Genomic DNA, 16,028 nt, shown 5'->3' with positions numbered 1-16,028 from the left:
GGCAGCATAAGCCCATCAGAACAGCGTCATGCAGCTGTTCTTTGTGTAACCAGAAATGAAAGGAATAAAAATGAAAAAGAATATGATTTGTCTGTCATTCGCCGGTCTTTTTTCTCTTGGTGTGTCTGCCAATGAATTGTCTCAATTTGTTGAGATGGATCAGAAGGCAAACTTTATTGAAGGCGTCAATATCGTTCAGCCTCCCATCGCTGATGAGACCGCAACATTTGCGGAGTCTGTAGCGCAGCGTGCTCAGGCGATGTCTGCCGTAGCAGTGAACCGGGATGGCTCACAGTCTGCTCTTTCGCTTTCGGTGGAAGCGCTGACAGCACTGGAACAGGCAGCACAGGGCCTGCATCGGTATGGGCTGGATGAAAAGCTTTTTTACTCCCCGGAAAAGGCCGCCACGATAGCGCCATTCTCTTCTAAAACACGGGATGCTCAGGGGGTGGTGATTGGTGCCGAAGACAGCCGGACCCGGGTGACCAATACCACATCCGCCCCGTATCAGTATATTGGCCGGATTGATATTGGCTGCACAGGCACCTTAATTGGCGATAAATATGTTTTAACAGCGGGACATTGCGTTTCGAACGGTGCCGGTAGCTGGTACAGGGAACTTGGCTTTTCCGCCGGACAAAATGGTTCAGCCAAACCGTGGGGAACAAGCAGCTGGAAAACTGCCGTGACAACCTCTGCATGGCTTAATAACGGGAATTCCAATTACGATTACGCACTGATCGTGCTCGATGAAGCGCCGAATGGTGGACATGCATCATGGGGTATTTATTCCGGAGGAACCCATGCCGTGACCGGTTATCCGGGGGATAAACCTTTTGGCACCATGTGGACAGATTCGGGCACGACATCGGCGATTTCTGATTACCGTATTTGTTATACACTGGATACCGCTGGTGGTGAAAGCGGGAGCGCCATCCGGGATAACAGCAATGTGGTCCGGGGAATTCACACAACAGGATCGTCCAGCCGCAATTGCGGAACGCGTTTAACCAGTACCGTATATGCGACGCTGCAAGACTGGATGTCAGCTTATCAGGCTCAATAGCCCCAACCGGGCAGGCTGTTTTTACTTCATTGTTGATACAGCTCACTAACCCTGCTCACTGTATGGATATGACGTCGCAATCCGTACTTTTATCAACCATGATATAAATAACAATTGCGATAGTGTGGAGAAACTGATGCGCTTTTTGATGTTTGCATTTTTTGCCGGTTTTGGTGCAGCTATCGCAATTGGAATCTTGTCTCTTTCTGAGAAAGCTATTGGGGAGTCAGCGTTGTTGATGGCGCCATTTGGTGCGACAGCGGCACTGGTGTTTGGCGTTTCAGCCAGTCCGTTTTCCAGACCTAAAAATGTCATTCTCGGCCATATGATGACCGCTGTGATCGGGCTGACATTTGTGGAGTTTATCGGCGTAACTTCTTTTTATCTCGCATTAGCGACCGGTATTGCGGTGACAACCATGTTGCTGACCCGGATCATTCATCCGCCAGCCGGTGCCAACCCACTGTTGATTATGCTGACCGGCCAAAGCTGGGACTTTCTGATCACCCCGGTATTACTGGGCACCGTTGTGATTGTCGTCCTTGGCCGTGCGATGCGTTATCTGTATATAAAGATGTATACGTCGTCGTTTTGAGTCATACCAAACGAAGTCATTTTCTGATCCGGATATATCTGGTTCCATGAACCGCTCAAGCCATCCATGTATTTGTATGTTTGCTTCACCAGACACATCCGGATGATCAGCGAATTGACCAGATTGGTATCAGTCTGTTATGCATCTGGTGTGGAGTGGAACCAGCTCAGCCAATCCTTAAAAAAACCGTCTGGGGCTTAGGCACCCAAAGCCGCTTGGATCGATAGATTCAATAGCGCACCAAACAGGTCACAGAAGCGAAAAGCTTCCAATGATGTGACCTCTTACATCGCTGTGATGGTGTTGAGTCTGGTATGTATTCCCACGCAGGAGCGTGGGAACAATTCAATCTTGATTATCTCAAATCAACGAACAACCAAAGGATGAACAGACACGATGTCTGTTCAAAATTTTTCTCGCCACGGATGGCGATAAAAATTGGTCCTGTCCGGCGCGCGTTTAAGCCAAAGATAAAAAGACTTTTTCGGCGGTTTTTGGTCTTTCAAAAACCGTCTGGGGCGCGGCACTCAAAGCTGCTTGGATCGATGGACTTAATAGCGCACCAAATAGTCCACTGATGCAGAAAACTTCCGATGATGTCCCTTTACATCGCTGTGATGGTTTTGAGTCGGGTATGTATTCCCACGCGGGAGCGTGGGAACAATTCATAAAACATCTCAAATCAACGAACAATCAAAGGATGAACAGACACGACGTGTGTTCAAAATTTTTCTCGCCACGGATGGCGATAAAAATTGGTCCTGTCCCGCGCGCGTTTAAGCCAAAGATAAAAAGACTTTTTCGGCGGTTTTTGGTCTTTCAAAAACCGTCTGGGGCGCGGCACTCAAAGCTGCTTGGATCGATGAATCCAATAGCGCACCAAACAGTCCACCGATGCAGAAAACTTCCGATGATGTGATCCCCTTACATCGCTGTGATTGTATCGAGTCTGGTATGTATTCCCTCGCGGGAGCGTGGGAACAATTCAATACTTGCTGTCGAACTGTAAGCTGATGTGTCTCTGGGAAATTATAAGTTCAATGACAGGACAAGATAACAGTCGGGTTTAATTAATGTAAATTACTGTAAAGGTTTATTGAGGGAGAAAATAATGTTAATGATAATCGTAAAAACAAACATTAAGTCAAACCGTCACTAAAATAGCATTATATAAAAATAATATTCTGACTTGATTATTCAATGGTTTTAATAACAAGATTGACTTATAAGATAAATCAAATATTCTTTGTTTCTCAACTTAGTGGTTAGGTTATTTGTATGTCAGAAATAAAAGATAACATTTCATTTCATATCTCTGATGAGGAGGTTTTATATTTAGATAAAGTTCTGGAAGATATAAATATAAATATTTCAATATCAATGTCTTATGTCAAACGAACTCAAAAATTAACTTTTTCCCGGTTGGCTGAAAAATTTTCTGGTATCAATGAAAAAGCTATAAAGCGTTACATGCAGCAAAGCTATCCATCAATGCGCCCTGTTCATTTTGTTGCTGCATATTCGTGGGTAATGATGGTTCCTATGACCGCTTTTTATTATGGGTTTAAAATGAAAGAATTTTACCGTGGGATGGATGATCATGCTGTTGAAGTTCTGGTTTGTATAGGTAAGTTACCATCGGTTCAGTTTGAAGCATTGTTGAGCATTATATGCAGCTATATGGATTCATCAACTATGTCTGATTTCATCAAATTTAAGCAGCAGACTGAAAAAGAATATGGCGTTATTGATGATTATAATAAGCTATTTCCACCCAAAGTACTGGATTATAATCTGTTTACAGAAGATTATTATCGTTCTGTGGCGCTTACAGTAAGACAATTCAGGAAAAAACATAACCTGACAGTAGATACATTGGCAAGAGTGCTTGGGATATCAGAATATCAGTATTCTGTTCTGGAGGATGAGACAAAAACTGTACCTTTTTCTATTTCAATTGGTGCCAGAGTCAAATTAGGATTTAAATTAAAAGATCATGTTAACTTTACCAGTGAAATGCAGGTGTATCCTGAATTTCATAAGCTCAGACAAACACAACAGATACGGGATTCATTGATTGTTGAGGCATTGAGCTATTTGACTCAGAAGCAAAAAGTGTCGATTGTAAAAATCGTTGTTGAGCTTCTGAATCTGAATCAAGAGGACGATTCTGATGAGATATTGAGTGAACATGGTCAACCCAAAATACCCACTATTTTCAGTTGACCTTGTTGTATATGTTGTATGAGAATATGCCTACTGAATGATTACATCTAATTCTTTGAATGTATTTTTAATTGCGACTGATGAAGCGGCTAACGTTATCATTGCTGAATATACTTTTTCCGGATGTTGAAGGTGAACCAAATGGTCTGCATCTTTAATAATAATAAAGTTACTATTTATTAGTTGATGAGAAAATATTTCCGCGGCTTCTCTGGTAACATAAGGATCATGTTCTCCAATACATATTGTGCAAGGTATTTTTATTTTATTTACATCAGATGGAGAGTGAACTAATAGTCTTATTGTATTTTCAACAAATATGTCAACTCTCACTGAGTCAAATTTAGATATACTTCTTTCAGTCGCTCTTATTATTGCTTTATATCGGGGAATGTTCGGATTCTTTACAGTCAGTGATTGAGTAAATGTATGTGCGAATTCTTTTACATCTGTCATTGCTGCGGCAATTGCTTTTTTTGTTGATAACCTTCCGGATTCAGGAATACCGGGAACACCACCACAGATCGATAAGCTGGAAACATAAGGCCAGAGGTCACAAAGTTCTATAGCTAAAGCAGTAGCGTATGAGAAAGCTATTAGGTGTGCACGTGGAATACCCAAATGCATAATAAAATCAAGTAGCATTTTAGATTGCTCCCGAATACTAATTGTTGAATTCAAAGGGGTGGTTCGTCCTGTTCCGGGAACTTCAATAGTCAGGCAATTAAGATGTTGGGAGAATTGACGGGAAAAGGAGTCAACCGATTCAATATCTTGTAATGCACCCAGAAGGAATATCACATATTGGTCTGACTGGTCTGAATTCTCTTTTTTATATAATGAATACCTAAACAAGTTGCCGTCTAAAATCATGTGATTAATGTTCATTGTCTTCTCCATCATTAGGTAGAAGAAGCAATATAAATCATCCATAAAAATAATCGTGTAATCGGATACGCTTCAAATCAACGGGCAGGTGAAATATGAATCAGAACCAGTTAACGACGAATCTGGCAGAAGCCGACCAATCTGTTAAAAACTTTATCGCGGATCTTCTGGTGGAATTAAACAATCAGCTTAAGCAACAGAGTGAGCCTTGTATTCATGTGGAGTACTTCGGGGTACTCATGGAAATTAAATTACTTGCTTTTGGTGAGCAACAGATTACTCCCTGTCAAAAAGCTTTATAAGTCTGTTTTGTTTTTCTGTCTGTCATTACCGGAAAAAGCAACGGATGTCTGGTTGTTTTTATCTGTGAGTATTATGTGATGTGGCTAATTGCCCCCCAGCCACATTTGCTATACTTTGACCGGCTTCTAACCCGGAAAAGGATGGACTCAATATGGAGATGACACTCAGAAAAGCACAGTCATCGGATATCGGTTTCTTAATTGAGTTGAGAGATCTGACCATGCGGCGTTATCTCGAAGCGGTGGGGATGCCAACCGGGCGTGAGGATTATCTGCAAAGAGTCCGGTACGAATTTGAACACGCCCGGATCATTGAATGTGATGGTGTTGCCGCTGGTTTATTTAAAGCGGTTTATCTGACTGAACAACATCAGTGGTATATTTTTCAGATTCAGATCCACCCGGATTATCAGAACAGAAAGATTGGCCGGCAGGTGATTCAGTCGGTGATCGATCAAGCCCGGACAATCGGTGCCAGTGTCGGGCTGAGTGTGATCAAATCGAACCCGGCACAACGGCTTTATCTGCGTCTGGGCTTTAAGCCAGTGGGTGAGTCGGAAGCTGAATATGAAATGCTGCTTCAGCCAGAGTAACCCTCAAAAAAACTGATATCAATCCGGATCAGAAAATGATTTATCCTGCCACCCTTATACCGGGTGGTTTTTATGGGGCTGGTTATCTGTCTCCGTTGCTATTTTTCAATGAAAATCGTGGTAATTAACAAAGACAGCAGCAAAATAAAAGGCCAGTACCACTGTTTAATCCTCGCCCCCTGCTGGTATTCAAACACCCACACATGAATGCCGGAGGTGTAAACCAACGCGCCAATCGCTGTAAACATGATCTGCAGGTACGCCAGAAAGTAGAAGTACTCAATAAAAATGATGCCGTGTGCATTGAGTGCATCCCGCAGAGCAACATGGGCAATGATCAGGATGAAGAACAGTGATGCACAGTACTGGAGAACTGTCGCGGTGCTGAATCCCCACAGTGCTTGTTTTTTTTCATCTTTCGTCCAGAGCCTGAGCATACAGTAGGTCAGAAAACTGACCACCAGCAGAGGCATAATATGGCTGATGATCGGGCCGGTTATATTGCGCTGAATCACGATGTTCAGGTCCAGATTAATGGCGGGCAGATGGTTGAGCGGGTGAACCTGATCGCCGTATCCGGTGAAGGCCGCTTGCTGATAGTTAAAGTAAGTCCGCAGCAATTTCCAGCCGGAGAACTCATCTTTCTGAATGGCGACACCCGGTCTGGATTCGGGCCGCATGGAACGGTAGCTGGAGAATTGCGGAATGAGCACGGTGTTTTTGTCATGAGGCGGGGGCAGCAACGTCAGCCGGATAATCTCATTATCGAGCGGGAAAGAGCCATAATCAAAAGGTTGTTTGATGGTTGCGACAAACTCCCAGACCTGCGTTTTCGGGTAAGAGCGCTTTAGTGACCAGCTGATATTTTCAACATAGTCGATTTGTAATGGCGGATACCTGCTTTCTCCCGACCAGGAAATCACTTCTCCGATCAGACTGATTTGATCGGCTTTGAGCAAATCAATCGACTGAATTTCTATCCGGATCGGCTGGACATGTTGCAAGGTCACTTTTTGAGCGGAGAGAGCGCTGATTTTTTTTAATGCCATCCGTGCACTTTGTTTATCCACCAGCAGAATTTGTCCCTGCGCGAGTGGTTTTGGTGTCAGAGCCTGATACCAGAGCAGAAGCAGGCAGGAAAACAGACAAACGGATAAAGCGGTATAAACCCGGTTGGTGGCCTGATGAATCTGAGCCGGGAAATGATACGAGGCCAGTAAGGTGACCAGTGCAGCAATGGCAAAGAAAGGAACCGTATCCCAGTACCAGGTGGATACACTCCGGTTCAGCCGTAGTTCGTTGGCATCAATGATCAGTGCCAGCCATGCATTCAGCGCATCGACCCGCCTGAGCACCATCCACTGCTCATGACCGGTTAGCGGATGAATGAATGTGGAGAGTTCTCCCCTTTGTAACAGTGGGGAAATGGCATTGAGCAGTGGATAACCTTTCGGTGACAACTGAAAAATGCTGTGGCCGATAATCGATTGATCGGGAGACGTAATCAGCTTCCCTGTGCCTGAGATCAGCACGCCGAATCCCTGATTTCCCAGATGGAGCTGAAACATTTTATTGGTCAGCTCACTTAAGGAAATACTGAGGAAAACCACACCATCATTGCCGTTGGCATGTTGGCCATCATAATTTGAGCGGAACGGCATTGCGTAAGTGATGAGCCAGGCACCCGCCTGCTTGTCAAAATAGGGCTCAGTCCACATATTGCCCTGTTCCATGGGTTGACTGAACCAAAGCGTTCTCACGCCTTCCGCTGAATCCTGACGGGTATAGTCATAGCTGTCCGTAATCTGCTGAGACGGGGTATTGTGGTGATCTTTCTGATAATAAGGCGAGTAAAGTACTGTTTTTCCGGACCACCGGTTGCGTTTGAATGCGATACCGCTGCGGAAAACTCCTTCGGTATTCTCAACCACGTCGCGGATTTTTTGCCGGATCTGTTGATCGCTGAGATGGTTCCGGATGATCTGTAACCTGAGCATCCGGGTCTGACTGGCCAGTGTTTCCAGCCGCTGATTGATTTGCGTGCCAGCCTGAATGCTCTGATACACCAAATCATGTCTGATTTTTGTATCAACCTGTGTTTGCCACTGAAATTTGAGTAACAGTAATCCGGCGGCAAAGAATGCAAAAAGCAGGGAAATCCGGCGCAGATGTCTGGATGTCAGCCCCGATGCCAGGATGTGGTTATTCATGATTGATCTCCTGAGCGCGCGTGGTGGTCCCGGACGTGATTTTGTGAATGAAGCGATGCTTCAGAATGGCAAAAATCAGCTGAATCAGCAGGCCGGAGAGGACGAAAATGAATGTGACAACGCCATAAACGGGCAGCATGATGCCTGCGTGACCGGCCGAGGCGATAAACATATTGGCTGTTGCCAGAATTTCTTTCACACCAATCACCGAAGCCGTTGTTGAGGCCATTAAAATCACGATAAAGAATTGCTTGAGTGCTGCCAGAGTGATGGCTTTGTGTCCCTGATGCTGCTGTATAAATGCATCACAGCTGTAGCCGGTCACCGGGATGGCCAGCGCAATCACGGTTTTGATGAGCGGGGAGAGTTGCCACTGAAAGCTGAATAACTCCAGATGAGAAGGCATGATCATGGTCAGATAAAACAGCAAGACAAAACTGGGTACATTACAGAAGACTGACTGTATCAGCCGTGCGATCGGATGAAACCAACGGCAGGAGGTCAGGCTCAACAGACTGAGCACCCATCCGGTTGGAATGCCGGCTACGGTTGCCAGCAGTGAAATCAGCAGGTTATAGGTAAATGCCGGTAATAATAACAGCGTTAAAGCATACAATTCTGAGTGACTCATAACGGGTCTCCGGGCAATGTTTTACTGACGGTGTTGCGGGCATAGCGGGCCCGGAAAGCGGACATGCAGGATTCAGTGAGTGCTGTAAACAGCATGACTTCGGTGTAATAAAATGCAGCCAGCAGGCTCATCAGTAAAACCGGTTGACCGGTGCTGGCGACCAGACTGTTAATCACGAGTACGGCATTGGGAGAAGCAACCACACTTGCCAGCCCGGCAGCCTTTGCCAGATTGATCAGGTTGGCCTTCACGCCTGTATAATTTTTCATGTATCGATGAATCAGTTTGCCGCCACTTAATGAGGATGAAATGACCAGATTATTGATGCCGGCGGCAGCATAGAGTGACAGGACGATCAAAGAGATACTGACACCATCCAGAATCGATTCCTGACCCGCGTCGTACCAGTAAGACAGAGCACCGAAATACACCAGATACAACATCAGAATCGGGGGAATCGTGCTCTGAATATGGGTGAGAAAAGCCATGGCTTTTCCAAACCAGGCCGGTGTATACAGCGTCAGGAACGAAAAGGTGATGGCAATGACCACAGTGATGATCAGTGCGAGTAAGGTATAAAAGACGGTATGCAGTAAAGACTGAGCCAGTAACTCGCTGTCAAATTTGTCAAATGGCCAGTAAGTATGGGTTGAGGGATTTGTCAGGCTCAATGTGGGTTCGAAACAGAGCCCCCGGTTGGCCGCGGAAGGGAAGTGACTACACACCGGCTGACCGTTTTCATCCTTGCTCAGCCAGAGCTGATGTTGTTGTTGAAGATAGTGTTGATCCGGCAAATCCCAGCCTTTGGCCCAGGTCAGTAAATCCCCCTGACGGATATGTTTGATCAGAAACCCGGATAACCATGAAGCCAGCGATTTTGAAGCCGTATCTTTTCGGGTAACCAGTGACCAGTGGATGGGCAGAATTGACTCCAGCGGCAGTTCATAATCCTGCCATTGAGGCATTTGACTCAGGTGAAACAGACTGCTGTTGTCATAAGCCCATGCCTGACATTTATTGGTGAGCAGCGCCAGCTTTACATCCCGGTTACTCATCAGAATAATCGGTTCTATCCGGTAGTTTTGTACCAGCGTTTTGTTGAAATAGGCCCCTGCTGTTAAACAGACCGGTTTCCCGATCAGATCAGCCCAGAGCCGGATCTCTTTGCTGTAGTGGGCCAGTACGGTGACACCACTGCGGAAATAGTGAGGAAGAACCATATGGACTTGTTGATGTCTTTTCTGGGTATCACCGACGGTTGCGATCAGCATATCAACATCTTTTTCATTCAGTTTTTGAAAGCGGTTGGCACTGGTGACGGCCTTGAACCTGACTTTAACATTCAGTTCTTTGGCAATTTGCCGCCCGATATCGGGCTCAAATCCGGCGTGTTGCTGGTTTTTATCGATCATTCCCCAGGGGGGATAGTCGATTTTAACGCCGATCACGATGACGCCCCTGTCTCTGATTTTTTCTAATAAATCAGCGGCATAAGCAGATTGTAGCCAGATACAGCAGAGCAGACACAGGAAGAAGGTGTGACGATATTTCATGTCCGCCTCCTCGCCACAGCCAGGATACCGTAGCCTGCAGATACCGGAAGGCATTCACAGAGTCTGTGGTCGAGCTTGCTTAATAAAGGGGAATTGAGCACAGTCCGTTCCGGAAAAAAACTTTCGGCAGTTAAATGCTCAAGTTCAAATCCGGCTTCTTCCAGTTCTGATGTCAGTTCATGGCATTGATAGAGATGATAATAGAGCGGGATTTTCCGGCCAGACTGATGCCGGTGATAAGTAATATCGCCAGCTGGTATTTCCGGATGATGGCGTTTTGTCTGCCACTGATGATACAGAAAACGCCGTCGCCGGTTCGGAACAGACAGAATTAACCGGCCATGATCCGGGTGCAGATGCTGATAAAACCACTTTAATAACCGGCATCGTTCATCTTTCCCTTTCAGGTGAGACAAAACGCCAAACAGCAGTAATCCTGCATCGATCTTTCCTGCATGATCACTCTTGTTATGGTCACTCTTGTTATGATTACTATTGTTATGGTCACCATGATTCAGTGCATCATCCAGTGTCTCATGATGGTTGAAGAGTGACATTCGTTCCTGAAACTCATTCAGGTTCGTCAAGGCCTGTGAAATCGCCACTTCGCTGATATCATATCCATAAACATGGTGTTGGGTCTGTTTGAGGATCGGATAGAGATAGCGACCATATCCACAGCCATAATCCAGTACCCGACACGGTTTTGGCATCTTTGATAACACATCAAAAATGGTGTTCAGTACACGGGCATTCGCTTGAGGATAACGGGTACAGTACAGCCCAATGCCATGATAACTATCGTATGCTTTCGCTGTTTCCCGGATATTGGATGTAATCAAAATTCAGCTCCTTCTCATGGATCTGCGGGATGATTGATTGATGAAAGAATCGATTCAGGAAAATCGGTATCAGGCAACTACTTATGCGCATGCTGATTAAAATGCTCATAAGCGGTTTGCAGGCGGACATCATAGTGATTGGCGGCGTAGCCGGGGCCGTTATATTCACGGGCAAATTCCGGCCAGTTCAGACGCTGCATGGCCTGATGTAGTTTCGGGTTTGACTTAATGAAGTGAATAAAGGCCATCAGGTGATTGCGTTCGGACGTCACCATGCTGTGAACCAGGCTCTGAACATTGTCGTAGCCCGCGCTTTGGTAATTGAATCCCATCAGCTGGTAACGTCCGTAAGAGGCTGATTTCAGTGCGGCAGTGCTGTCAAGCGCCATCGCCTGCTTCAGCCGGTCATACTCTTTTTCTCCTCCCAGATAAAGTGAGCGGTCCCATTTGCGGGAAGAAATGTGCGGGTGAGTGTCATCAAATCTGTGATGGGTAAAACCGGAAAATTTGTGGGCTTCAAACAGGATGATTGGCAGCTTGTTACTGAAGAATCCGCTCCCTGCTGACTCCACTTCGGAAACGGCCTGAATGGCAGCGGTTTCGCAACGAAGTACTTCAGACGCCGCGTGAAAATCATCTTCTGTCAGTCCTTGCTGAGGTGATCCCCCGGCGGTGAACATCTCTTCAAAGCTGACTTCGGGTTCCAGCGCCAGATCCAGTGTTTTGTGGGTTTTACCGTTGCAGTCAATCCGCATGTCCGGATGTTGAAACTGACACAGCGTCTGCTGCATTAAACCGATAGCATTGCAGGTTGGAGAGTCATGATTATCTGTCAGGATTCTGCCATCTTCCGCAAGGGGTGTGGTCAGTCCGATTTTTTCAGCAATCTGATTCAAAGCCCGTTGGATATTCAGCACATCGTCAGGTTCATTCACTGCCCCGGCGCCAACCGGGGCGGTCAGGTTAAGGTGTTTCATGATATTTTTTCCTGTCACCGGATGATTATATGCGTCAAGTTAACCGGAACTGAGCTGTCTTAATCGGGGAGAGCCGGGCGATTCACGGGGGATTGGTTTATTTGATAATGAATGAGGGGGAAGGCGCTTCTCCGGCCCACTGGCGGTGTAATACCGGAGAAGCGAGGTGGTTATCTCATCACGATTGAATGACTATTTTTGATGACAGGTCAGGTATTCTTTGGCGTGTTCGTTGCCCATATACCGGCCCAGTGTTTTTTCCTGCACCTGACGCAGGTCAACCACAATCAGGCCATCAAGGGCGTCGTTAAAGTCAGGATCGACATTGAAACAGACCAGTTTCCCGTTCAGGCTCAGGTATTGGCGCAATAAAACCGGAACACCTTTGCCATCATCAATCCGGGCGATCAGGCGGGAAAGTAACTGCAAATCAGACAAGGCATTTAACAGAGATTTATGCCAGTCATAATGATGATTTTTCGGTAATGGGTTGGTCGGAGAGACCAGCTGGGCCTGCTGCTGATCGTAGTAATTGACGGAGAGACTTTCTGTCAGGATTTGACGGGCATCTTCACTATAGTCGTTACTGATACTGACCGGGCCGAACAGGTGGGTATATTCGGGATTACGGCTGACATATGTGGCGATCCCTTTCCAGAGCAGCAGCAAAGAGGTCATATTTCGCTGGTATGCTTCTGCAACGACGGAACGCCCCATTTCAATGCATTTACCCATCTTTTGAATGAATTTCGGGTCATAATTAAACAAGGTGCTGGAATACAGACCGGATAAGCCGTGTCTTTCCATCAGTTGATCAACCAGTCCGAGGCGATAGGCACCGACTAACTGTTCTTTATCCTGATCCCAGATGAACAGATGCAAATAATCGCGATCAAATTTATCAACATCCAGAGACAAACCTGTTCCTTCACCAACCTGACGGAAATTTTGCTCACGAACCCTGCCAATTTCATGCATGATTGCCGGAATGGACTCTGGCCGGGCACAGTACACATCAAATTCGTTATGGGTTAACAGATGCTCTTCCGGGGTCAGACGGTCAATATCCTGTTTCAGATCTTCGATGGGTAAGCGTCCGGCAATCGGTGGCAGGCTTTGATCACCCATTTCTTTGTTCCGCAGCTGTTTCGTGGCCGGGTTGAGTAAATATGTATTAAAACGCAGGTAATGAACCAGCTGCTCATCAGTCAGCGATTTCATTTCTTTAAACTGAATTTGCTGGCCAATGGCAATTTCAATCGGTTTGGATGACTTCTTGTTCAGTAATTCACGTCCGAGCATCAGCGTTCTGAGCAGCGGATGAATTTTACCAGCCATATAAAAACGTTTTGAATTCTGCCCGTTAATAAATACCGGTACAGAGATCGCTTTATTTTTCCGGACCAGTTTACTGACCGACTGGCTCCATTCAATATCCTGCAGACGTTGCTGTTTGTCTTTGACAAGGTGAGAAACTTCACCGGCCGGGAAAATCAGCAGCAGCCCGCCATCAGCGAGATGCCGGTGTGCAGCCCGTACAGCAGAAAGATTTGAGTTGGGTTTAAACACGTCTACACCGATGAAAAGTGAATCCAGTTCAGGGACGGTTTTCAGATAATGGTTTGCCAGAATTTGTACATCAGAACGGACCTGAAGAAGAAGCTCTGCCAGAATCACACCTTCAACACAGCCCAGAGGATGATTCGCGACAATGACAGCCGGGCCCGAAGCAGGAATATGTCCCAGACCACCTTTCACGACCTGATAATCAATGCCAAGAATTTCCAGCGTAAACCTTAAGAACTCTCTGGTATCGCAACCTGCAGGACGCTGGGCATAAAATTTATCGAGCTTACGTAATCCGGTTGCCCACTCTGTCAGATGTTCGCCAAGGCCGAAGGGGGTCTTTCTCGGCAGTTTAAAAGGGCTATTTGATAACATATCAACCTCGTTTCAGTCTTCTGCAAGTCATGCTAGTTTGGTGATATTTCAATACTGTGCTCTTTTAATGAGAGTTTGATGTCACCCGCATGACAATATGATGAATAAAACATCGTTTTTATTATAAGGGGACATTGAAAAATGTCGATATCAGTATAGTTGCGTATCAGTGGGAGAGGAGGAATTTATCTCATTGATATACGACAATCTTTGCTTATTCAAAGGGCGTGCTAACAGTAAAATTTCAGTATTTTGACCTGAAATTAACGGTAACACGCTGAATCCCGTTTTTTGAGGTGGTCAGAAGAGGCTGTTGATCCTGGTGAATGTGAGTCACGATTTATGTTATGCAATACCATATGATGACATACCACAGGACATTTTATGCAATACCATAGGACTTTGTCAGAGCGATAAACTGTCGCACCGGTTCACTCAAAGATGTTTTGTTCCATGACAACACCACCCGGCTGGACAGTGGCATATCACTGACGGGAATAATTTTACTCTGTCCGCTGAGATGCTCGGTCAGAGATTGTGGCACCAACGCAATCCCGATACCGGCCAGCGCCATGGAAACGGTTGCTCGAAGCTGTGGTGCACTGATATTACTTTGTGGTTTGATGTCAAAATTGTCCAAAGCCTGGTGCAGCGCATCAAATAAACCTGGCCCTGTTTCTCTGGGAAAAACAACCAGCTTCTGATCTTTCAGCTGGTGCAGTGACAACTGATGATGGTGGCTCAGCGGATTAGACTCGGGTAATACCGCGACAAACGGGTCATCAAACAATTCCCACTTTTCCAGCTTTTCACTAGCGTAACAGGGCAGGCGCAGAAAAGCGATATCTACGTTTTTGTCCAGCAGATTGTCGACCAGTTGCGGCATCGGTACTTCAGACGGAATAATCTGAATATCCGGATGGCGTGACTGAAACCGGTGTACAAGTGTTAAAACTTTTTCCAGCATACCGGTCGAGGTGGCAAATCCGAGCTTGATCTTATTAATTTCACCCCTTGCGACCTGTTGAACCTTACTCAGGGCTTCATCAACTGAAGATAAAATTCTTACAGCATGCGGATAAAGTGTTTCCCCGGCCGGTGTCAATTCCACACCACGGGTCAGCCGGTTGAAGAGTGGTGCACCGACTTCATGTTCCAGTTTTTTTATCTGCTGACTAAGCGGAGGCTGGGCAATTCCCAGTCTTTCTGCGGCTCTGGTGAAGTGTTTAGTTTCTGCGACAGCCACAAAATACTTCAGGTAACGAAGTTCCATATTTTTTCCGTATCGAATTTAATCTAATTTATATTGGATTCAGACGCCCTCAGAAGTCAATGTATTTATACATTAACTTGCATAGAAGCGAGGGGAAAATAATGAGTAGATTAACAGCACAGGTCTGTGATTGTCCGGTTCATGTCGCAAACGCATTTCAACGTTATCATCAGGAAACCGGAGAGGGGGAAATTTATCAGACCTCACTCATGAGCGCTTTAATTGCCGGGGTTTATGAAGGCACAACCACAATCAAAGAACTGCTGGAACATGGCGACTTTGGATTAGGGACATTTAATCAACTGGATGGAGAGCTGATTGCTTTTGACAGCGAAGTCTTCCAGCTGAAGTCAGATGGTTCTGCAAATCGCGCTCGCCATGAACAGTGTACGCCGTTTGCTGTGATGACCTGGTTCAAACCTGAAATCGAACTGCCTTTGGTACGTCCGGTCAGCAGAGAACAAATTCATCAGATCGTGAATGAATTTGCACCCAGCCAGAACCTTTTCTGTGCGGTGCGGATTGATGGTGAATTTAACTTTGTCCGGACCAGAACAGTTCCAAAGCAGGAGCGGCCCTACCGGCCCATGGTGGAAGTCGTTGAAGAACAACCCACGTTCACTTTTGAGAATGCGAAAGGTGTTGTTGTCGGCTTTCGCACGCCAGAGTACTTCACCGGAATTAATGTTCCCGGATATCACGAGCACTTTATTACCGATGACAGACTGGGGGGCGGACACATTCAGGAATATCAGGTGAAATCAGGCAAGATTCAGATTGGCCGGGTTTCAAAACTGTTCATTGATACACCGACGACCGTGGATTTCCTGGACGCTAATCTGAACCCTGAAGACATTCAGGCAGCAATAGAAAAAACTGAGCAATAGCTTGCTTTAACAAAAACGTCGGTGCTGCAAACACACCATATATA

14 protein-coding genes are annotated in these 16,028 nt (G+C 45.9%); 6 read left to right on the top strand and 8 right to left on the bottom strand.

Annotated features, from left to right (window positions below):
* Window positions 1–70: 70 nt before the first annotated feature.
* The 3 genes from OCV29_RS14885 (at window position 71) to OCV29_RS14875 (ending at window position 3,887) form a co-directional block, all read left to right on the top strand.
* Window positions 71–1,066 carry a trypsin-like serine peptidase gene (locus OCV29_RS14885; RefSeq protein ID WP_073602637.1) on the top strand — a complete coding sequence of 332 codons (996 nt, stop codon included), beginning with the start codon at window positions 71–73 and terminating at the stop codon, window positions 1,064–1,066.
* Between the two features lie 136 nt (window positions 1,067–1,202).
* Window positions 1,203–1,661, top strand: a complete 459-nt coding sequence (locus tag OCV29_RS14880) for an HPP family protein (RefSeq protein ID WP_073602636.1) — start codon at window positions 1,203–1,205, stop codon at window positions 1,659–1,661.
* Between the two features lie 1,278 nt (window positions 1,662–2,939).
* The gene (locus tag OCV29_RS14875; RefSeq protein ID WP_073602635.1) at window positions 2,940–3,887 is read left to right on the top strand and encodes a helix-turn-helix domain-containing protein; all 948 of its coding nucleotides are present in this window, start codon (window positions 2,940–2,942) and stop codon (window positions 3,885–3,887) included.
* A gap of 30 nt (window positions 3,888–3,917) precedes the next feature.
* On the opposite strand, the gene OCV29_RS14870 is transcribed toward OCV29_RS14875, so the two are convergent.
* Window positions 3,918–4,775 (bottom strand): alpha/beta fold hydrolase, encoded by an 858-nt coding sequence (locus OCV29_RS14870; protein WP_073602634.1) that lies wholly within the window; start codon window positions 4,773–4,775, stop codon window positions 3,918–3,920.
* A gap of 95 nt (window positions 4,776–4,870) precedes the next feature.
* On the opposite strand from OCV29_RS14870, the gene OCV29_RS14865 reads away from it, so the two are divergent.
* Complete coding sequence (locus OCV29_RS14865) at window positions 4,871–5,077, top strand: hypothetical protein (protein ID WP_073602633.1); 207 nt, start codon at window positions 4,871–4,873, stop codon at window positions 5,075–5,077.
* A 152-nt stretch (window positions 5,078–5,229) separates the two neighbouring features.
* On the top strand, window positions 5,230–5,670 hold the full coding sequence (locus OCV29_RS14860; RefSeq protein WP_073602632.1) for a GNAT family N-acetyltransferase: 441 nt from the start codon (window positions 5,230–5,232) through the stop codon (window positions 5,668–5,670).
* 98 nt (window positions 5,671–5,768) lie between these two features.
* On the opposite strand, the gene OCV29_RS14855 is transcribed toward OCV29_RS14860, so the two are convergent.
* The 7 genes from OCV29_RS14855 to OCV29_RS14825 all read right to left on the bottom strand — a co-directional run bounded on the left by OCV29_RS14855 (window position 5,769) and on the right by OCV29_RS14825 (window position 15,097).
* Window positions 5,769–7,880, bottom strand: coding sequence for a PDC sensor domain-containing protein (locus OCV29_RS14855; protein ID WP_073602631.1), 2,112 nt, complete (start codon window positions 7,878–7,880; stop codon window positions 5,769–5,771).
* Window positions 7,873–8,511 (bottom strand): ABC transporter permease, encoded by a 639-nt coding sequence (locus OCV29_RS14850; RefSeq protein WP_073602630.1) that lies wholly within the window; start codon window positions 8,509–8,511, stop codon window positions 7,873–7,875. Before OCV29_RS14850 ends, OCV29_RS14855 begins: the two co-directional genes overlap by 8 nt.
* Window positions 8,508–10,064 (bottom strand): transporter substrate-binding domain-containing protein, encoded by a 1,557-nt coding sequence (locus OCV29_RS14845; RefSeq protein WP_073602629.1) that lies wholly within the window; start codon window positions 10,062–10,064, stop codon window positions 8,508–8,510. The genes OCV29_RS14850 and OCV29_RS14845 overlap by 4 nt, the downstream gene beginning before the upstream one ends.
* The gene (locus OCV29_RS14840) at window positions 10,061–10,906 is read right to left on the bottom strand and encodes a class I SAM-dependent methyltransferase (RefSeq protein WP_245796774.1); all 846 of its coding nucleotides are present in this window, start codon (window positions 10,904–10,906) and stop codon (window positions 10,061–10,063) included. Before OCV29_RS14840 ends, OCV29_RS14845 begins: the two co-directional genes overlap by 4 nt.
* 77 nt (window positions 10,907–10,983) lie before the next feature.
* A complete protein-coding gene (locus OCV29_RS14835; RefSeq protein WP_073602628.1) occupies window positions 10,984–11,883 on the bottom strand; it encodes an N-acetylmuramidase family protein in 900 nt (299 codons plus the stop codon).
* A gap of 192 nt (window positions 11,884–12,075) precedes the next feature.
* A complete protein-coding gene (locus OCV29_RS14830; protein ID WP_073602627.1) occupies window positions 12,076–13,824 on the bottom strand; it encodes a lysophospholipid acyltransferase family protein in 1,749 nt (582 codons plus the stop codon).
* 382 nt (window positions 13,825–14,206) lie between these two features.
* Entirely contained in the window at window positions 14,207–15,097 is an 891-nt protein-coding gene (locus OCV29_RS14825) for a LysR family transcriptional regulator (RefSeq protein WP_073602626.1), read from the bottom strand.
* A 101-nt stretch (window positions 15,098–15,198) separates the two neighbouring features.
* Between OCV29_RS14825 and budA the strand changes: the two genes are divergently transcribed.
* On the top strand, window positions 15,199–15,984 hold the full coding sequence (budA, locus tag OCV29_RS14820; protein ID WP_073602625.1) for an acetolactate decarboxylase: 786 nt from the start codon (window positions 15,199–15,201) through the stop codon (window positions 15,982–15,984).
* The last annotated feature ends 44 nt before the right edge of the window (window positions 15,985–16,028 follow it).

The sequence above is a fragment of the Vibrio aerogenes genome (genome assembly GCF_024346755.1).
Taxonomy (GTDB): domain Bacteria; phylum Pseudomonadota; class Gammaproteobacteria; order Enterobacterales; family Vibrionaceae; genus Vibrio; species Vibrio aerogenes.
This window is presented reverse-complemented; position numbering and strand designations above follow the sequence as displayed.

Excerpts from the sequence above, each read along its gene's own strand:
- OCV29_RS14885 (WP_073602637.1), top strand. The coding sequence starts at position 71 with ATGAAAAAGAATATGATTTGTCTGTCATTCGCCGGTCTTTTTTCTCTT.
- OCV29_RS14880 (WP_073602636.1), top strand. The coding sequence starts at position 1,203 with ATGCGCTTTTTGATGTTTGCATTTTTTGCCGGTTTTGGTGCAGCTATC.
- OCV29_RS14875 (WP_073602635.1), top strand. The coding sequence starts at position 2,940 with ATGTCAGAAATAAAAGATAACATTTCATTTCATATCTCTGATGAGGAG.
- OCV29_RS14870 (WP_073602634.1), bottom strand. The coding sequence starts at position 4,775 with ATGAACATTAATCACATGATTTTAGACGGCAACTTGTTTAGGTATTCA.
- OCV29_RS14865 (WP_073602633.1), top strand. The coding sequence starts at position 4,871 with ATGAATCAGAACCAGTTAACGACGAATCTGGCAGAAGCCGACCAATCT.
- OCV29_RS14860 (WP_073602632.1), top strand. The coding sequence starts at position 5,230 with ATGGAGATGACACTCAGAAAAGCACAGTCATCGGATATCGGTTTCTTA.
- OCV29_RS14855 (WP_073602631.1), bottom strand. The coding sequence starts at position 7,880 with ATGAATAACCACATCCTGGCATCGGGGCTGACATCCAGACATCTGCGC.
- OCV29_RS14850 (WP_073602630.1), bottom strand. The coding sequence starts at position 8,511 with ATGAGTCACTCAGAATTGTATGCTTTAACGCTGTTATTATTACCGGCA.
- OCV29_RS14845 (WP_073602629.1), bottom strand. The coding sequence starts at position 10,064 with ATGAAATATCGTCACACCTTCTTCCTGTGTCTGCTCTGCTGTATCTGG.
- OCV29_RS14835 (WP_073602628.1), bottom strand. The coding sequence starts at position 11,883 with ATGAAACACCTTAACCTGACCGCCCCGGTTGGCGCCGGGGCAGTGAAT.
- OCV29_RS14830 (WP_073602627.1), bottom strand. The coding sequence starts at position 13,824 with ATGTTATCAAATAGCCCTTTTAAACTGCCGAGAAAGACCCCCTTCGGC.
- OCV29_RS14825 (WP_073602626.1), bottom strand. The coding sequence starts at position 15,097 with ATGGAACTTCGTTACCTGAAGTATTTTGTGGCTGTCGCAGAAACTAAA.
- budA (WP_073602625.1), top strand. The coding sequence starts at position 15,199 with ATGAGTAGATTAACAGCACAGGTCTGTGATTGTCCGGTTCATGTCGCA.